The following is a 20,027-nucleotide window of genomic DNA, read 5'->3' on the forward strand; positions in this document are numbered from 1 at the left end:
GAATGGATAAAATGGAATCAGAAAAAAGCAGCTACCCTAAAAGTATCGGATACATTATTGCCAACGAAGGGGCAGAACGCTTTAGTTTTTACGGCATGCGTTCTATTTTAGCAACCTTTTTGGTCTTCCATTTTTTTAATCCAAACATGATCCCGGCTTTGCAGATTACCGCAGAGGCAAAAGCAAACGAAACCACACACTTTTTTGTATCGCTTGCCTATGCACTTCCTTTTATCGGTGGCCTGGTGGCCGATTGGTTTTTTGGAAAATATAAAGTGATCATCTATGTGTCGGTCGTATACTGTATTGGCCATTTATGCCTGGCTTTGTTTGATCACGACCTGGAGAAATTTAAATATGGATTGATTCTGATTGCTATCGGCGCCGGAGGAATCAAATCCTGCGTTTCGGCAAACCTTGGTGATCAGTTTACTTCGGCAAACAAACACCTGATGTCGAAAGTTTATGGCTGGTTTTATTTCAGCATCAACGCCGGATCAGTACTATCAACCATTCTTATTCCATTAGTTTATGATCGTTACGGTGCAAAATGGGCTTTTGGAATTCCTGGAATTTTGATGGCACTTGCCACGGCAATATTTTTTCTGGGGAGGAAAACTTACGTCAATGTTCCGCCATCGGGTGTTAATAAAAATAACTTCGTTTTTATTTCTCTTTATGCACTGTTTAACTGGAGGTTAAAGCAGCCAAAACAATCACTCTTAGATGTAGCAAAGCTGAAGTTTGATCCGCAGAAAGTGGAAGATGTAAAAACTGTCTACAATGTATTAGCTGTATTTGCCTTCATCCCGGTTTTTTGGGCACTTTGGGATCAGAACTTATCAGAATGGGTGCTCCAGGCCACGAAAATGGATCGCCATATTCTTGGAATTAACCTTTTGCCTGAACAAATCCAAACCGTAAATCCGTTTTTTCTACTGGTATTTATCCCGATCTTTAATTATTGGCTCTATCCGTTCCTGGATAAAAAGGGATTAAAAACCACCCCATTACGCAGAATAGGCGCAGGATTAGTGCTTACTGCTGTTTCATTTGTAATTATTGCATTAATCCAGACCAGCATTGATGGTGGTGCTACGCCTTCCATCGGATGGCAGGTTTTGGCTTACGCTATTTTAGCTGCTGCTGAAGTTTTAGTCTCCATTACCGGATTGGAATACGCCTATACACAGGCCAGTAAATCTATGAAAAGTACCATGATTGCCATCTGGCTCCTTACTACAGCATTAGGAAATCTCTTCACCGCTTTAGTTAACAGAAGCATTTCTAATGGCGGTTTCTTTGCGCAGTTTAAGGGTGCTGATTATTACTGGTTCTTTATCGGCCTGCTTTGTTTCTTCATTGTTGTATACCTTTTTGTTTCTCCAAGGATTAAAGAAAGACAGGAAAATGATACTATTCCACCCATTCAACCTGAATTAAATTAACAAATATGATGAGTCTGCTATCTAAAAAACAACGACGCACTTCCCGGTTAATGATCACAATAACGGGGCTTCTGTTTACGGCAGGCGCCCATGCGCAGCAACAAAAAAGCGATGCAAAACCGCTGGCTACCAGCCTGGATCAGCTTTTAATTACTCGTCCGCCAGATTCTTTAGGTTATCCGGAATTTTATGAAAAATATACAGATGCCTTTGGAATTCCTGTAGTTTCGTCGGCAAAGGTATCTGATGCGGCAATATTAGTCGCGCGGGATATCATTAATTATATGTTAGTGAAGAGGCCGGATATTCGCAGTGCGATGATCAGCATGAAAGCCCGCTTATCGATCATGGCCTGGTCTGAAATGCAAACCGACCTGCCTGAATATAGCAACTGGAAAAAACCGGCACTTACTGATGGGCGCCTCACACCAACGGAAAGGGAAAATTATAATAAGCCCGGCGGAATAGCGAGCCTGACAGATAAAGGTTATTGGAATCAGCGCGCGCGCGGAATGGGCGGAATTCAAACTTCTTGTGCAGAAGAAAATCTGTTAGGCTTTCCCGGAACTAAATATTATGGGGAGAACATTATGGTGCATGAGTGGAGCCACAATGTGATGTCTGCGTTGCGGAAGGCTGATCCGGAACTTTACAAACAGATTGATGTGGCGTACCAGGAGGCGAAGAAAAAAGGGATGTATAAAGATCAGTATGCCATTAACACGGTTGCAGAGTATTGGGCAGAAGGGAGCCAGTGGTGGTTTTGGTCTAACTTCGAGTTTAATGATGGCAAGGTAAAAGTTCAAACGCCCGATGATTTGAAGGCTTATGATCCTGTTTTATATGATATTCTTGCTCAGGTTTATGCCGGTCATCATATCCCGGCTGATGTTTATTATGGAAAGAATATTTCTTTTGGTGGAGCTACGGTGAAGCATTGATAAGATTTTAGTGATGGGATAAGTGGTATGAAGTGCCCATAGTTGGAGGAGCGAATGCGTTATATAATGGTTTTCATTGCGAGGCACGAAGCAATCTTTTTAGCAGGATAGATTGCTTCGTCGGCTGAAAAAGCCTTCTCGCAATGACGGAAGTATTAAAGAAAGATGAATTAACAACCCGCCCTACGGGCACCCCTCCTTAAAAATCATGGGAATAGCGATCGATATCATAAACGGTCGTCACTGCGAGGCACGAAGCAATCTTTTTAGCAGGATAGATTGCTTCGTCGGCAGAAGGAGCCTTCTCGCAAGGACGGAAGTAATAAAGAAAAGATGTATTAACAACCCGCCCTACCGACACCCCTCCCCAAAAAGGATGGGAATAGCGATCAATATCAGGATTACTTCTTCTGAAAAACCGTAAAGCTTTCAAATGCGGCATAACCAGAAATATCTCCATAAGTAGCATGATAAACCCCAACCTCCAAAACCTCATTTGCGAAATCATCACGTGTTATCGGACTGCCGGGCAAATTAATCCAGGTTTTTCCATCACTGCTTCCACGCATAAAGAAAGTATTTCCTAGCCGTTGGATCTGTAAATGCCTGTAAAAAGCCCAACCCGATAAATTATTCAATTGCCTTCTGCCCGTCCTCCTTAAATCTGTTACAATATTGCCCACGCCCCAACCTGGCATAATGCCGTTTTGAACAAGCATACTGTTATTCCCTGGCAATTTCGCCATAATTCCGGCTTCATTCGCTCCATAAGCCTTCTTTTGAGTTAATCCCAATAAATCAGAAAGCACCACCTCTGCAACGAAATCTCCTTTAATATGATGATAAGCGAATGGACCGGTTGAAGCGGAGCCATCCCATAAAGTATGGTGAGAAACCATTTTGAGCACACCGTTTTGTTGAGAAACCGTGTCGGCTGTTCCCATTAAACCATCCCAGGAAGTTCCTGATAGTCCGTTTTTATTAGCTGGGATAGACTGAGCTGTTCCACTTTGTTTTTTAATCGTAAATAAAGCAGTATCTGTTTGAACAGGAAAAGGCAATGAAGCCCGGGTTACGTTTCCAAAATTGTCTTTCACTTTTACGGTGTATTGGTAATTGCTTTCCGGTTTTACGGAAAAATCTAAAAAATCCGGAGATCGCAGCCATTTGGAAGATGCCTGTCCGTGATCCCTGGCAAAGGAATATTCGAAGGTATTGCCCGGAAGTTGAGGCAAGCCGGCAACCATGTAAACCATATTTGGTGTTACGGCAGCTGGCTTCGATGCAAATGTAGCCTGTGCATTCTCCGTAGCTTGTGTTCTCTTCCAAAAATTAAATTCCTCTGCAAGGGCTGCCTGATCAAGCCCTTCACTATAAATTAAAACAGAAGAAATGGCTGTTTGCGCAGCGGTTTCTAATAACAGCTGAGGATCTTTTGGTTTTACTGATGAGGAGAAATTAGCGGTTGGTATTCCGTTTAAACGAACCTGAAACTTACCATTGATATAATTACAAATTACCTGCTGCCATGTTCCGTTTCCCGAAATACTGGCGGCTTTTCCTGGCCCGAAAAACAAATTAGTCTTTGAGCCCTTTGCTGAAAGAATTGAAAATACTGCACTAAAGGGTTTAGCGAAATTGACCATTTTAAAACTTTCATCGCTTAAAGAAAGCTTTGCTCCGCTACTTAGTGATACCGCTAGCTTACCGTTCACATCAGCCACTTCAGCATCCCCATTTATTTTCAACTTACCCAACGCTGCTCCGTCGTTATTCCATTCCTTTAATTTTCCATAGGCTAAATGCTTAGCATCGGTATAAACAACCGTATTGCTATTCATTCCTTTACCATATGTTGCGGTAACTTCTTCCGTACTTAAAGGCCGGTCAAATATTTTTAACGAAGCAAGTGCACCAGAGAATCCTGCACTTCCATCTTCAAATCCTCCAACAACAAAGCGGGACAGTTTTTTTATAAACAGCATTCTTCTATCTGCCCGATCCAATTTCCCATCAACGTAAATACGTTCCATTGTTCCATCGAAAACCATCACAATGTGATGCCATTCATTTGCTTTCGGAACATTTTTGTAACCCAAATCTGCCCAGCCCATGTGAACAGCAGCGCCAGCATTTTTGTCCGAGCCATACCCTACCCCAACATTCGTTAAGTTATCACCTCCCCGCGCTGTCCACGAAACGATGCTTTCTTCCTTGTCAACCTCCGGATTAAGCACCCACATGCTTACACTATAACTGCTGTTTCCTGATAAAGACGGTGGCGCCAGACTCGAAGATGCTAAACGCTCTTTTCCGGAAAAAACAAGGGCTTTCTTTCCATTAATCATGGATACAATAGGTTTTGCGGTTCCCACAGCAGCGAAAGTACCTGCGAGTTTTCCATTATTTGGAATACTTTGAACGGTTGATCCGATACGAAACTTGCCGAAATTCAAATCTACCAACAGACCTTTTGAATCAAAACGTTGCAGAGACTCCCACTTTTTGATTTTGGTATTCATTGCGGGATGGTATGCTGCATTATCGAAAACTTTAACATTCCAGATTGCCTTATTAAGCCCTGGGTATTCCGTGTGTAAAATAGTAGTTCGCAGGTACCTGGCCTGAACGTTTCCTATATCAATCATCGGACTGCCATGCCGGGTATTTTTACTTTTATCGGCATATAGTTTCCAGTTTTTCCCATCAATGGAATATTCAATTTTATACTGGTAATACCAGGTAGCATATTCAAACTGGGTATGTACACTTTTAATCTGATTTACCTTGCCTAAATCGATCTGCAACCACGATGGACCGATATTGTTTTTAGGTTTCCAGAGCGTGCCGTTGTTATCATCTACTGCGTATTCTCCTTTAAAATCCTGATCGTAATCGGAAGAAGTTGTTACGGTTTTGCCCAAAGCAAGGTTATCATGCGGATTTGCGTTTTTAGCCAGATAGCCGATTCCGTTGTGCGTTGGAACAAGTTTGAGGATGTTTCCTTTATTATCAAAAACAATTTTATCGGCAGCAACTTGTCTGTGGTAACCACCATCATTATGTGGATTATTATGCCTATGATAGATTAAATAAAAATCATCGCCTTGCTGCAAAACAGATTGATGACCCGGACCATGTACCGTTCCATCGGCATTGGTTGCTAAAACCGGATTTTCAGCAGCATATTTAAAAGGCCCCATCGGGTTTGTTGCCGTTGCATATTGCACCCGATATGTTCCATCTTCGCAATATCCTGACGAATAAGTGAAGTAATAAATTCCTTTCCGCTTGAAAACAAAAGGCGCTTCGAAAAAATCTTTTGCATCCGTATTGGGAATTTGCGCCAGTTTGGCAAACGATTTCATGTCTGCATTGAGCAGCCCAACGCCACAACCGTGATTTGGATAAATGCCCCAGGTGCCCCAATACATATAATATTTCCCGTCATCATCTTTAAATGTCTGGCCATCAAGCGTAATCACATTTGGGACTAAAAAGTTGGGCACAATCGGTTTGCCAGGGTCTAATAAAGGAGTCCATGGGCCAACTGGCGTAGCGGATGAAGCGCCAAAAATTTCTACAGGCTGACAGTAATAAAGGTAGTATTTTCCATCTGGCCCCAGTGTAGCATCCGGCGCCCAATAATGATGGGTAGTTGGCCAGTTCATATCCTGCATGGTCCAGTTCACAAAATCTTTCGATGTCCAAACCTGTGAAGGTCCAAAACCGCCCCATTGCCATCTGTTGTGGCATAAATGTAATAGGTATCACCAAATTTTTTCACCGTAGGATCGGCAAAATAACCTGGAATAACCGGGTTGCCATTCCCCTTTTTCAGGTGTTGGGTTTGTGCCGGTACCAACTGATAAATACCGCTTAAAATAAACAGAAGCAGGCACTTGAGAAAAACGTTTTTCATAATGATGAATTTAGGTAAAAAACTAACCTCACCCTTAGGGCAAGCCTTACCGGAAATAAAGAGGAAACTTATACACTTCTATTTCCCCATCCGGCGGTTTGGAGATTAGCGGATTAAAACCGCAGCAGTATGGTGCTATTTTGTTGGTGAAACCGAGTTTACGTTTGGCGTTTCAGCATTTAACAGATGCCTGATGAAGAAATCTCTTTTCCGTCTTCTGCCGTAAACACCTCCATCGCTATGTCCCATTCCGGGAATACTCAAAATATCAAAATCTTTATTGGCCTTAATTAAGGCATCAGCCAAACGATAAGTAGATTCTGGTGGTACATTTTCATCAGCTTCGCCCACGATTAAAAACAAATTCCCCTGAAGTTTTGCTGCATTGGTAATGTTCGATTGCGCATCGTAATGTTCGCCAACCGGGTAACCCATCCACTGCTCATTCCACCATTGTTTATCAATGCGGTTATCATGGCAGCCACAAGCAGAAACTGCAGCCTTATAAAATTCGGGATGAAAAAGTAAGGCGCCGGTAGAATTCTGGCCACCGGCAGAAGTTCCATAAACACCAATTTTATTAATGTCTGCGTTTGGATATTTTTTAGCCATGGCTTTCATCCATAAAATCCGGTCTTCGAAACCCGCATCTGCCAGGTTATGCCAGCAAACATCATGAAAAGCTTTTGACCGGTTAGCTGTTCCCATGCCATCAATCTGCACTACAATAAACCCCAATTCTGCAAGACTTTGCATTTCACTAGCCGGCAAGAAACTTTTAGGCACAAAACTATCCTGCGGACCAGCATAAATATTCTCGATGATGGGATAGGTCTTGTTTGCATCCATCGCAGAAGGCATGCAAACCACACCCCAGATATCGGTTGATCCGTCTCTTCCCTTGGCTACAAAAACTTCCGGCAACTTTACACCTGTTTTTAAAAACGTTGCGGTATCTCCATGCTCTATTTCCTGCACAGATTTAGTGCTTGCAGTAATCTTTAACTTTGTAACCGGTGCTATATTAACCTGTGAATAGGTATCTATATAGTATTTCCGGTCTGGTGAAAAGGTAAGGTTATGATTCCCCGTTTCTGGCGTTAAATTTACCAGTCCTTTTCCATCAAAACCGATTCGATAATAATGGATAAAATATGGATCTTCCTCTTTATTCATGCCGCTGGCTTTAAACCAAACCTGGCGCTTAACCACATCTACGCTATCAATATCCCGAACCACCCAATTTCCTTTGGTTATTAGTTTCTGATTGCCTGTTAAGCCATTTACCAGATAAAGGTGTTGCCAGCCATCGCGCTCACTTGTATAAAGAATTTCATTTGTTTTGGGCAGATAGCGGGTATAAATCCTGTTTTCGTAAATGAAAGTTTTCGTTTTTTCATCAATGATGTTTTTTGTCTTTCCCGTTTGCACATCAACTTCAATCACCCTAAAACGTTGGTGACCCCGATCTGCCTTTTCATATGTATAATAGCTGTTGTTGCGCCAATGCAAAGGCTGCGGATCGAAAAAATCAGTCGCTTCTACTTCTACTTTTCTTGAAGTTTTAGTGGTGAGATCAAAAATGTAAGGCTGATAGGAAGTAAACTCATCTCCGGGTTGTGCATACTCGCGAGACTTCAATTCACCTCTGGTGGTGCCTGGAACCGAACTTAAAAGGTAATGAACTTTTTTTATTTCCTTAGGGTCGGTTTTATAGGCTACAACCGTTTTTCCATCAGGCGACCATTCAAAATTTCCATAAGGTTTATCGGCAGAGCCATCTTTACTTAAGGGCGTCTCCGCTTTCGATGCAACATCAATTAATATTAAGTTACCGCCACGGATTTCGATTTCGTTTTTCCCATCCGGTGATAGCCGAACGGTTCTGCTTCCTTCCCAACGAGAACGTTTTCGCTGCAAAGGCATTTTCGGATTATATTTAAATATCGTGGTATCGGCAGCTGGTACGATGCCATAATCCGTTAGGTTTACCTGGTACCATTTGTTTTCAGATTTTAGCTTTACATTATTTTGATCAGTGAAATAAAGTTCTGCAAACGTTAAGCGCATAGCAGATTGCTTCTTCCCGCTTACCTTTTCAAGATTTTGAGCTAACTTCTGGGCGTCAAATGCCTTTTTGCGAACTCCGGAAGCCACATCGACATACGTGTATTCCCAGTTTTTATTCGGGAGATTTTTCTTATACCAAAATGCAGATCCATCCTTTTTCCAGATCGGAACAATGTCGTTATTGGTTGGAATGTTCCGTAGCGCCGTATCCAGTTTACCAGCCCGCTGGTAAGCCTGAACAATATCTATAGCTGTAGGGGAATAGGGCGTTTGTTGTGCCGCTAAAGAGAAACAACTTGCGGTAAAAAAGGAGGTAACAGCGAATTTTTGGATCAGAGAACTTATTTTCATCTTGCAGTGTTAAGCTGTAAATATAATTCAACAGGTCAGCAAATTTCCGCTGTATTTTGATGCATAACGCGAATATTTTAACCTACTGATGTTCTTATTCAACGGGAGCTACTGTGTTTACCTTTCTGACTAAATAATAAACTGGAATCCCGATTAAGGTGATGATTAATCCAGGCCAGGTAAATTTGGGTTTAAAAACAATGAGGAGAATGCAAAAAGCCAAACCCATCAAGATGTAAATGACCGGTAAAACCGGGTAACCAAATGCTTTATATGGTCTTGCAGCATCCGGACGCTTTTTGCGGAGGATAAAAATCCCAAAGATGGTGAGCATATAAAAGCCGACTACCACAAAGGAAATCATATCAAGCAAATCGCCATATCTCCCGCTTAAGCACCATAAACATGCAAAAACGCACTGAATCCACAAACCAAAACCGGGAACGGCATTTTTATTTAATTGCGTAACTTTTTTAAAAAACAAGCCATCTTTACCCATGGAATAGTAAACCCTTGCGCCAGCCATAATTAACCCATTATTACAACCGAAGGTAGAAACCATAATCATAACTGCGATGATCATGGTTCCGGCAGTGCCGAAAATATGACCGGCTGCAGAAACGGCCACCCGGTCTTTATCGGCATAAGCGATATCATGCAAACTTAAAACACCGGTATACATCACATTGGTGAGCAGGTAAAGCACGGTTACAATAATGGTTCCCAAAGCCAGACTTAGCCCGATATTGCGTGCCGGATTTTTAATTTCTCCTGCAATGAATGTTACATTATGCCAGGAATCGCTGCTGAAGATTGAGCCCACCATTGCCGCAGCAATGGCACCAAAAGCCGCTAAGGTGGTATATGGCGAAATGATTCCGTCTGTATTTAAAGCGCCTAGATGCCACATGTTTTCCCAATTGGCCTTCCAGATTCCTTTATCGAGGAAAAATAAGCCGAATACGATTAAGCCAAAAAGACTGAGCAATTTGGCTACCGTGAAGGTGGTTTGAATGGCTTTTCCAGCATTTACACCACGGCTATTGACGTAGGTGAGTAAAATTATAATGCCGATAGCCAGCAGCTGGGCCGGAGAAATGGTGAAGAAGCCTAAATCTATGGCCACCAGATCTTCACTAAAAGACGGCAATAAATAAGCGGTGAATTTTGCAAATGCTACGCCAACAGCGGCGATAGTTGCAGTTTGAATAACGGTAAAAAAGCTCCAGCCATATAAAAAGCTAACCAATGGATTATATGCTTCCTTTAAATAAATATATTGTCCGCCAGCCTTAGGAAACATGGCACTCAATTCTCCATAACTTAATGCCGCGGTAAGTGTCATAAACCCTGTTATCAACCAAACCACCAATAACCAACCTGCACTGCCTACATTTCTGGTGATATCTGCGCTGACAATGAAAATGCCAGATCCGATCATGCTTCCGGCAACCAGCATCGTTGCATCTAATAATTTAAGTGAGGGTTTAAAGTGTGTGGTTTCTTCTTTCATAAATTTGGTATCTTAATTTTGTGGTTCAGAATTGATTAAGGTTTAGACGTTTTGTCGTAGAACTTCCACGAAGTGCTAAAATCTCTTGTAAGTGGCTGATTGATTAAAGTTGCCCTAATCATTTCAACAGGAATAAGGTTTTCTTTAATTACAGCGTCATGAAATTGTTTAAAACTCATTTTGCCACCATCAACAAGTTCATTCTTTAAAGCAAAAAGCTGTAGGCCTCCGGTAAGGTAAGCCACCTGATATAGCGGGCTATAATTGCCTTGAAACGAACGACGAACTTCACCTTCTGCATTTGCACGTTCGTGCCCAACACGATCAACCAGAAAATCTATACTTTGCTGTGGTGTCCATTTACCCAGGTGATAGTTTAGCGAAAACAAGATCCTTGCGCATCGGTGCATGCGCCAAAACAACATTCCCATTTTTTCTTCTGGTGTTTTGGCAAAACCTTTATCGTAAAGCAAAAGCTCCCAATATAAAGACCAGCCTTCTATACTAAAAGGTGTTTTAAAAGGATCGCGGTAGCTCTTATACCGGTTGTTGATGTAATATTCATAATGATGGCCAGGTAAAAGCTCATGCTGAACGGTACCTCTTGAAAAATATGGATTATTCCCCCTCATGCTCATCAGCTTATCATCTTCTTCCATGGTATTGGTTGGGTACGAAATACTAATTTCTCTTCCTCCGGTAAAAAAAGGATTTACCAATTGTCGTTCTGCAGACATCATAACCATACCCCAGGTCTCTTCTGCCAACGCCGGAATATCAATTAGATCGTTAGCCTTAATAAACTTAAGTGCATCATCCTGTAATTTCACAATTAATTCAGGTTGTTTACCTAGTGGCACGTAGCTGTTTTTTATTTTTTCCTGTGCTTTTTTCCAATCTTTCCCAAAGCCCATTTCAGCTGAAGCTTTTAACAGTTCAGCATCGCAAAATTTAAATTCTTTTTCAGCAAGCTCGATGAGTTCCTTTGGGGTATAAGGAATCAGCTCTGCATTTAACTGTCTGATCAATTCATCACGCCCGATTGGCAAACCTTTTATACCCAGCTTATCATGATTGGCAGCCATCAAACTATCTTGTTTAGCTGAAAATTGTTTAGCATAATTATCTAAAGCAAGATCAGCTTTTTCATAAGGCTTAGGTACCCACCAGGTAAAAGTAGGTTCGTAATTCATATAAAACTGATAAAATCCTTTTAAACGATGCTTTAAACTAATGGCAATATTAGATGCTGTTTTTAGCTGATCTAAACTAAGTTTGGTTGTTTTATTTAAATCTAAAGATACCGAATCAATTATCTTCACTGTAGCGTTCAGTTCGGCAGCTATAAGCGCGCCATCTTTGTAAGTACCCCTTCTTCTAAGATTTTCCAGACTGTAAACGGTATCTGCAAAAGGAAAATACTTTACCAGCGACTTATAACTTTGCTCTTCCTGATTAAGCAGAAAAACAGAAGCTTCAATTTGTTTTTTTAAAAGTATATAATCTACTTTTCCGTTTATACTAAATGTATTAAAACCTGCAGATTTTAGTTTTAGCAGATAGTCGTTATTAATTTCTTGCAAACGCTTACGCTGAACAGGGCTTTTAAGAGTTGTGAGTGGCGCAGAATAGTAGCCGCCTGCCGAAAAAGGATAATAAAAATCGTTAATGGCATCGACATCTCTTTGGTAACCTACAATTAGTGTCCCCATTTCGCTGGTTTGTTCGTAAAGGACAGCATTGGGGCTTTGGGCACTCAGCCTGGAGGATAGAAACGTGCTAAAACTTATAAAAAAAAGAGTGCCAAAAAGTAGATTATTACGCATAGTGAATCGTTTAAACTGAACAATAGCAATTAACTCCGATTAAAAAAATCAGATCATTTTATTAGAAAAAAATGACTTGTGAACCTTACGCCCCCATGTAACTTACCCTACTTACTGTATTATAGGTATCTACATAAGCCCTTGGCGACTGACCGATAATACTTTTAAATACCCGGTTAAAATTGGTAATGCTATTGAAACCGGCTTTATAAGCCACGCCAGAAATACAATCCGTTTTTTCACCAGAGATTAAGCTTTTACAGGCGTCGTTAATTCTTACTTCGTTAAGAAAGGATACAAAGGTATGGCCGGTATGTTTCTTAAAATACCTGCAAAAGGCCTGTGGTGTCATAAAAGCAACATTTGCGACATCTTCCAGCGTGATTTGGCTATTATAATTTTCGGTAATATACCCGATGATTTTACTCAAACGCATGCCTTCATTTTCGCTCACGTTTGATGAATACAAATCAGAACATAATGGAATGGTATCATCGCCGATGGATTGCAGGGTGACCATTAATTTAACAAATGCAAACAAAAGATCTGTACCCGATGCCTCATGCACAGCCACCATTTTACTTAATACTTCTTCGGTATGCTTAAAAGGCACTTTGAAACCATGTTTATTTTTAGCCAGAAAAGCAGTGGCCATCTTCATTTCCGGAAGAGAAAACAGTGGCCCTAACGTTCCGTTTGAATTGAAATAAACAGAATATGCCGCAACAGATCGCTCGCTTTTACTTTCAAAATATTCGGGATTGCTTTTAAACAGGTGCGGAAGCTTTGCGCCGATTACAAATATGTCTCCCGGCCGAAAAGCATGCATATCACTTCCCGCTATTAGCGTCCCTTCGCCCCTTTCAATGTAAGTAATCTGCCATTCATCGTGTCTGTGCAGATATTGATAAAAATAAGGCAATTCTACGTGCTCAGAAATAACACTTTTGTCATCAGGCACAAGCATGGTAAATGGCAATACTTTCATGTTGATTGGTTTGGTTGGTTGGTTTGTTGATTATGATTCAATATAAGGATATTAACTGTAAAAATTCAAAAAAACCTTTATTAGGTTAAAATCCTGCTACAATACGATAATATTCAACAAAAACCGCCTCTTTCAACGTTAGAACTTGCCAGCTACTGTATTTAAACACACCTTTCCAGCTACCTGAATTTATCGGTTCGCAGCGAAAGAATCCACTGCCATTTCGAGCTTTTCTTCGGCGATAATTTGACTTACCAATAAACCCGTTGCCGGCCCAAGACTTAAGCCCATCATGCCGTGGCCAGTAGCAATAATTAAGTTTTTTCTGTGGGTGCTGCGCCCAATATAAGGTAACCCATCAGGTGATGATGGCCTGAAGCCATACCAGATCTCCTTTTCGTTCGGAAGCGCAGGATGTAAATCAGGGAAATATTTTGGAACAGATTCCACAATTCCCTTTACCCGCTGCATGTTTACTTTGGTGTTAATCCGATCGAGCTCCATTGTACCGCCATAGCGAATACCGCCATTCATCGGTGTAATGGCTACCCTTGCCTCGCAAAGTAAAGCCGGAATGGTTAAGCGTTGTTGCGGCTCTGGTTCCATAAAAGAATAACCTTTTCCTGGCATCAAAGAAATGTTTAAATCAGCCATTTTCGCCACCGCAGGCGACCATGATCCTGTTGCAATTACATATTGATCGGCTTCCCAAACCGTAGTGCCGGTGAAAACTTTAGTAATCCTATTTCCTTCTGATTCGATCTTATCTACTTCTTTTCCGCTGATTAAAGAAACGCCATTACCCCTTAAATAGGTAAGTAAAGCATTCATCAATTTGCCAGGATAAAGGTGCGCATCACAACGATAATGAACTGCACCGAGAACATCAAGATTTAAGTTTGGCTGCAGCGCTTTACACTCCGCAGCACTTAACACGGCCATATCCAATCCAAGTGTTTTGGCTTTATCGGCAAGGTGTGCTTCCTCTTCAGCAGCCTGCTCAGTTTTGTAAAAAGCTAAAATTCCGTTATTGGTGAGTTCAAAATTGAAGTTTGGCTCTTTAGATAAATCTTCGTAAAGTTTTTTGCTGAGTAATGATAAATCGCGAAGCGGTTCTGCAGATTGCGTTACATGCTTTTCTGTTGCATGTTTCATAAATTTGAGTCCCCAGCCAATAAGGCTTGGATTTAAAGACGGACGAACATAGAAAGGACTTTTACTATTGAACATCCACCGGATGCCTTTGCTCAGCATTCCCGGTGCAGCCAAAGGAATAAAATGACTCGGTACAATCATGCCTGCATTTCCAAAAGAACAATTATCACTTAAATCGCCTTTATCTAAAACGGTTACCTCAAATCCTTTTTTTTGAAGATAATATGCCGACGTAAGTCCAACAATTCCTCCACCTATAACTAATACTTTCGACATTATATTTTTCCTCTTCTATGAAAACACCCTACTAAATCACCTGAAATCCATATGCATACGGATCATCTTCGGCATCTATTTTTATTGTATTGTAACCGAAAACCTTTGCCCATCCTTCCACACTTGGAATGATGGCTTTAAAACCACCCATTTCAATTTCTTCTTCTACCCTTCCGGTAAACTTGCTCCCGATAAAACTTTCATGGATAAAATCTTCTCCTTTTTTGAGCTTCCCTTTTGCATGCCATTGTGCCATACGGGCAGATGTACCCGTACCACATGGTGAACGATCAATGGCCTTATCCCCATAAAAAACAGCATTTCTTGCGGTTGAGGTTGGGTCTAAAGTGGTTCCTGTCCACAGCACATGGCTACAGCCATTAATGGTCGAATCCTGTGGATGAACAAAAGTGTATTTCTCGTTAATGCGTTTCCTGATGGTTTGACTCCAGGTAATTAATTGCGAGGCGGTATAATTTTCCAGGCCTGGAAAGTTGGTTTGCGGATCTACAATGGCATAAAAATTCCCACCATAGGCCACATCGAAAGTAAGCGTTCCTAAATCCGGGCATTCCACTTCCATATTTTCTGCAGCAAGGTAGGAAGCCACATTTTTTAACTTAACAGATTTAACTTTCTTACCTTCCTGCTTGTATTCAATCTGAACCAGGCCTGCCGGTGCTTCCATCCTGATTACACCAGGGATTTTCGGCTGGATTAAACCTTCTTCTATGGCAATTGTGATGGTGCCGATGGTGCCATGACCGCACATGGGCAGGCAGCCACTGGTTTCGATAAATAACACAGCCACATCATTTGCAGGATCGTGAGGTGGATAAAGTATACTACCCGACATCATATCATGTCCCCTGGGTTCAAACATCAGCCCCGTTCTGATCCAGTCGAACTCCCTTAAAAAGTGTTGTCGTTTTTCGCTCATGTTGGCGCCCACCAGTTGTGGTCCGCCGCCAGCGACCAACCTTACCGGGTTTCCGCAAGTATGCGCATCTACACAAAAAAAGGTTTTACTCATATGTCTTTCGTAAATTGCTGATTAATCATTCTAAAAATACCCAATGGATTGCCGTCTTTCAATTCATCTGGTAAAAGCCCTTGCTCCCAATCCTGATAAGCCAGCGGACGAACAAACCGATATATCGCAGTAGATCCTACAGAAGTGTATCTGCTGTCATTGGTTGCCGGAAACGGCCCGCCATGTTGCATTGCCGCACAAACTTCTACACCGGTTGGTACGCCATTAAGAATAATGCGACCAGTTTTATCTGTCAGTTTATGGATAAGTGACTGATACCTGCCAAGTTCATTTTTATCAGCCATAAGCGTAACCGTTAATTGGCCCTGCAATACCGAAATCACTTCTTCCAGTTCTTTTTGATCTTTTGCCACCACTAAAAGGGAATACGGACCGAAAATTTCTTCGTGAAGTGTAGGATTTTCAATAAAACTTGCAGCATCTACCTGGGCTACTTTCGCTTCAGACTGATTTTTTAATTCCGCATTTTTCACTTCTGAAACGGCAAGCAACTCAACGCCAGCTTCTGAAATAATGTTTCCAGAAAGCTTTGTATAATTTTTAGAAATTCCTTCGGTAAGCATTGTTGCAGATGGAACAACGGCAATTGCTGCAGAAAGCGTTTCCTCAAACTTTTCTAATCCTGGTGAAGCAATAGCGAGCATCAAACCAGGGTTGGTACAAAACTGACCGGCACCTAGCGTGATAGAGCCGGCATATTTTTTAGCCAGTTCTTCGGCTTGATTTTCAATCGCTTCGGGAAGAAATATGATGGGGTTAATGCTTCCCATTTCGGCGAAAACCGGAATAGGCTGTTTGCGTTCCTGGCCAAGTTTTACCAAAGCCATTCCACCATGATAAGAGCCTGTAAAGGTTACAGCTTTCGTTAAGGGATGCAACACTAAATCTGTACCCACCTGGTAAGCATCATCATAAAGCATTGAAAATACACCCTTAGGCATACCTGTTTTTTCAACAGCTTTGATAATGGCTTCACCCACTAAAGCACTTGTTCCATAATGTGCCGGGTGTGCTTTAACCACTACCGGGCAACCAGAAGCCAGCGCAGAAGCGGTGTCTCCCCCTGCAACAGAAAAGGCCAGGGGAAAATTACTGGCTCCAAAAACAACCACGGGGCCAATTGGGATCAGCATCCGGCGAATATCCGACCGGGGTAGCGGTTGCCTTTCTGGTAAAGCCGTATCAATGATGGCATCTACCCATGATCCTTCTGCTACAAGATTGGCAAAAAGCCTCAGCTGGCCGGTTGTTCTACCCAACTCCCCCTGCAATCTGGGCAAAGGCAGGCCACTTTCTGCAGAGGCACGCGCCACCAATGTTTCGCCAATCGCAGCGATTTCATCTGCAATGGCATTTAAAAATGCAGCCTTTTTATCCTTGCTGATATTTCTATAAACTTCAAATGCTTCAGTTGCCAAAACCAAAGCTTCATTAATCTCTTTTTCTCCGGCTTTAACAAAATCTCCGTCAAGCAATAAACCCGTTGCTGGGTTTACTGCTTTCAGGCTAACTTCATTACCGTTTACAAATTCACTGGCAACAATATTTTTTCCGTTCATATTTGGTGTTTTTATTTACCCCAGCTTCCTGCAGGTAATTCCGGGCGAACCGCTAATGCGTCGTTAATAATCTTTAATACCCGCTCTCTTTCTGCGCCCTCAATTGGCAAACGTGGTGCCCTAACGGCTTCTGTTCCTAAACCTGTTGCTACTTCAGCAAGTTTGATGTACTGAACGAGTTTTGGGTGAATATCCAGCTCCAATACGGGTAAAAACCAGCGGTAAATGGTTAATGCTTCAGCAATCCGGTTTTCTTTAATCAGGTTAAAAATTGCAACTGTTTCTCTTGGGAAAGCATCTACCAAGCCAGCTACCCATCCATCAGCACCCATTACAATACTTTCCATGGCCAACGGATCTACACCGGTGAAGATTTTGAAACGATCGCCAAAACGGTTTATTAACCTGGTTACGTTAGAAACATCTCTCGTAGATTCTTTAATCGCCTGCACATTTGGATATTTTGTCAACGCTTCGAACATATCCAGTGTTACTTCAATTTTATAGTCAACAGGATTGTTATAAATCATAATGGGCAGCTCCGTAGATTCTGCAATGGCACCAAAAAATGCTAATGTCTCATCTGGCGAAGCATAATAACGCATTGGTGGTAAAAGCATTAATCCCTGCGCACCTAAAGATTCTGCTTTTTTGGCAACTTCAATTCCTTTTTTTGTGGTAGATTCTGAAATATTTAATAAAACAGGCACACGACCGTTTACTACCGCTAAAGTATGAGATAATAATCCAAATTTTTCATCATCTGTAAGTACACTGGCTTCGCCTAATGATCCGCCTAGGATGATCCCATTTGCTCCGGCCTCTAATTGTGCCTCGATGTTTAAATCAAAAGCTGCAAAATCTAATTCATCATTTGCTGTAAATTTTGTGGTTACAGCCGGGAAAACCCCTGTCCATTTTATTGCCATTTTTATATCTAATTTTATATATGTTATTTTTGATTGCTGATGAAATATTCATCGGGACTTTAATAATACCAGACCTGTCTCTTTACTTAGATATCCCCGATTATTTTCAAAGTTACGGCATAGCTTCAGGGCGCAATTGTTAGATTTTAACCGATACCAACTATAAATAGACCATTTGAGTTAAAATCTAATTCTTGTTTTTTACGCCGAGATAATACATCAATTCAATTGCTGATTTCTCCAGTAAAGATTCTTGTCCGGGTAATAATTTTAAATGTCCCCACTCTTGAGCTGGAATGATTTTTAAAGTTTTAACCCCTTCTTTCTTGAGGATTAAAGGCAGGTTGAATCCGTCTACACAATTTGTATAGCGATAAAATACTTCATTATTCTTAATATAATATTCAAAAACCGGAATTTGTGTGGTCCGTAAATATTGATCGAAAACTTTAGCGTAAGCGTAACCTGCCTGTTTTGAAAAATAATTTTCTATCTGCGCAGTGGTTACAGTTTGATGATAAAAAGTTTTATTCAAACCCCTCAATATAGATCTGAAAAGTTCATCATTATCCATACTGTGCCTAATGGCGTGGAGCATATTTCCGCCTTTTGGGTACATGTCTCCACTCCCCTGGGCATTTACGCCATATGCAGGAATAACCGGACTATCATTCCTAATGCCTTTTCTAATGCCGTAATTGTATTCGTTCCCTGCCTGCTTACCAAAAATATAATCAACAAAAAGGGTTTCACTATAGTTGGTAAAGCCTTCGTGCACCCACATATCCGCAAGGTCTTTGGTGGTAATGTTATTGCCAAACCATTCGTGCCCGCTTTCGTGAATAATAATGAAATCCCATTTTATACCCCAGCCATTGCCAGACATATCCCTTCCTAAATAGCCAAACTTATATTTGTTGCCGTAAGAAACAGCCGACTGATGTTCCATACCTGTGTGTGAAGCATCAATTAACTGGTAACCATCTTCGTAAAAAGGATATGGACCAAACCAGTGCTCAAAACTTTTCATCATTTTATGAACCTGATCCGGCATATAAGTTTTAGCCTTATTATAGTTGTAATCCAACACCCAGTAATTAATATTGAGCTTTCCTTTTTCACCCGGATATTCTTCCTTAAAGTTAACATATTTACCGATATAAGGAATGATGCAATAGTTACTGATTGCGCTTTGTACGTTGTATTTATAGGTTACGGTGCCATCATCATTTTTCTTTTTAAAAATGAGCTTTCCATTCCCAATGCCAACAAGTGTATCAGGAATAGTCATGGTTAAAGATGCACCCAAATCTGGCTCATCGCTTTGATGGTCTTTGTTAGGATACCAAACCGAAGCACCTAAACCCTGGCAGGCAACAGTCATCCAGGGCCGCGACAATGAGTCTGTAGTAAAGATAAATCCACCATCCCAGGGCGCACGTTTCGCCTGGTGAACAGCACCATGGTAAAATATTTTTACGCAGTTTAATGCCGTGTTTTTTTGAGGCGGAACATCTGCATACCATACACTTCCAACATGTTCAAACCGGAGCTTAGATTTTTCATTGTACCAGATGCTATCTATCGTCAGCGGCTCCTGAAGATCAATTTGCATCCTGATCTTCCCATCATTCGCCATAACCACTTTGTACAAAATCTCATTTGAACCTGATATTGTTTTATGGGTATAGTCTGGCTTAAAGGCGAGTTCGTACCGCTGAACATCCCACCAGGTTCTTTCTGCATTCAGGCTTCCCCTAAGGGTATCGGCCCGTGAATAACTGCGCTCCTTAACCTGAGCAAAAGCAGTAAGGTTGCAGAAAAATATGATCAGGATCAGAATGCTACGTATCGAATTTTTCATCATAGAAGAATTAAACAAAGTATGGTGATGAGGTTTGTAAATACAAAGATGACTAAAGCAGTGTTTAATAAATAATTTTTGATCTAATCGGATAAAATACGGCATGAATTAGCCAATTATTGGTAAGAACT

At 41.3% G+C, this 20,027-nt stretch carries 13 protein-coding genes; 2 read left to right on the plus strand and 11 right to left on the minus strand.

What is annotated here, in order from left to right; all coding sequences use genetic code 11:
• The first annotated feature begins 11 nt into the window (after positions 1-11).
• Together GJU39_RS17805 and GJU39_RS17810 are read left to right on the plus strand one after the other, a co-directional pair.
• A complete protein-coding gene (locus GJU39_RS17805) occupies positions 12-1,448 on the plus strand; it encodes a POT family MFS transporter (RefSeq protein ID WP_245227993.1) in 1,437 nt (478 codons plus the stop codon).
• Positions 1,449-1,453: 5 nt separating this feature from the next.
• Positions 1,454-2,389: a glycoside hydrolase gene (locus tag GJU39_RS17810; RefSeq protein ID WP_209437680.1), complete on the plus strand. Its 936-nt coding sequence runs from the start codon at positions 1,454-1,456 to the stop codon at positions 2,387-2,389.
• A gap of 401 nt (positions 2,390-2,790) precedes the next feature.
• On the opposite strand, the gene GJU39_RS17820 is transcribed toward GJU39_RS17810, so the two are convergent.
• The 11 genes from GJU39_RS17820 to GJU39_RS17870 form a co-directional block, all read right to left on the minus strand.
• Positions 2,791-6,081, minus strand: coding sequence for a family 43 glycosylhydrolase (locus GJU39_RS17820; RefSeq protein ID WP_154282354.1), 3,291 nt, complete (start codon positions 6,079-6,081; stop codon positions 2,791-2,793).
• Positions 6,078-6,311: a hypothetical protein gene (locus GJU39_RS17825; protein WP_154282355.1), complete on the minus strand. Its 234-nt coding sequence runs from the start codon at positions 6,309-6,311 to the stop codon at positions 6,078-6,080. The genes GJU39_RS17820 and GJU39_RS17825 overlap by 4 nt, the downstream gene beginning before the upstream one ends.
• 135 nt (positions 6,312-6,446) lie before the next feature.
• Positions 6,447-8,732 carry a S9 family peptidase gene (locus tag GJU39_RS17830; RefSeq protein WP_154282356.1) on the minus strand — a complete coding sequence of 762 codons (2,286 nt, stop codon included), beginning with the start codon at positions 8,730-8,732 and terminating at the stop codon, positions 6,447-6,449.
• 94 nt (positions 8,733-8,826) lie between these two features.
• Positions 8,827-10,245, minus strand: coding sequence for an APC family permease (locus GJU39_RS17835; protein ID WP_154282357.1), 1,419 nt, complete (start codon positions 10,243-10,245; stop codon positions 8,827-8,829).
• A 35-nt stretch (positions 10,246-10,280) separates the two neighbouring features.
• A complete protein-coding gene (locus tag GJU39_RS17840; RefSeq protein ID WP_154282358.1) occupies positions 10,281-12,071 on the minus strand; it encodes a DUF885 family protein in 1,791 nt (596 codons plus the stop codon).
• A gap of 85 nt (positions 12,072-12,156) precedes the next feature.
• Positions 12,157-13,059 (minus strand): AraC family transcriptional regulator, encoded by a 903-nt coding sequence (locus GJU39_RS17845; protein ID WP_154282359.1) that lies wholly within the window; start codon positions 13,057-13,059, stop codon positions 12,157-12,159.
• A gap of 189 nt (positions 13,060-13,248) precedes the next feature.
• On the minus strand, positions 13,249-14,490 hold the full coding sequence (locus GJU39_RS17850) for an NAD(P)/FAD-dependent oxidoreductase (RefSeq protein WP_154282360.1): 1,242 nt from the start codon (positions 14,488-14,490) through the stop codon (positions 13,249-13,251).
• 31 nt (positions 14,491-14,521) lie between these two features.
• A complete protein-coding gene (locus tag GJU39_RS17855; RefSeq protein WP_154282361.1) occupies positions 14,522-15,523 on the minus strand; it encodes a 4-hydroxyproline epimerase in 1,002 nt (333 codons plus the stop codon).
• Positions 15,520-17,103, minus strand: a complete 1,584-nt coding sequence (locus GJU39_RS17860; protein ID WP_154282362.1) for an aldehyde dehydrogenase (NADP(+)) — start codon at positions 17,101-17,103, stop codon at positions 15,520-15,522. The genes GJU39_RS17855 and GJU39_RS17860 overlap by 4 nt, the downstream gene beginning before the upstream one ends.
• An 11-nt stretch (positions 17,104-17,114) precedes the next feature.
• A complete protein-coding gene (locus tag GJU39_RS17865; RefSeq protein WP_154282363.1) occupies positions 17,115-18,032 on the minus strand; it encodes a dihydrodipicolinate synthase family protein in 918 nt (305 codons plus the stop codon).
• A 187-nt stretch (positions 18,033-18,219) separates the two neighbouring features.
• Complete coding sequence (locus GJU39_RS17870; RefSeq protein WP_209437681.1) at positions 18,220-19,899, minus strand: M1 family metallopeptidase; 1,680 nt, start codon at positions 19,897-19,899, stop codon at positions 18,220-18,222.
• Between the last annotated feature and the right edge of the window lie 128 nt (positions 19,900-20,027).

Origin of the sequence: Pedobacter petrophilus, assembly GCF_009674725.1 — a bacterium.
Lineage (GTDB): Bacteria > Bacteroidota > Bacteroidia > Sphingobacteriales > Sphingobacteriaceae > Pedobacter > Pedobacter petrophilus.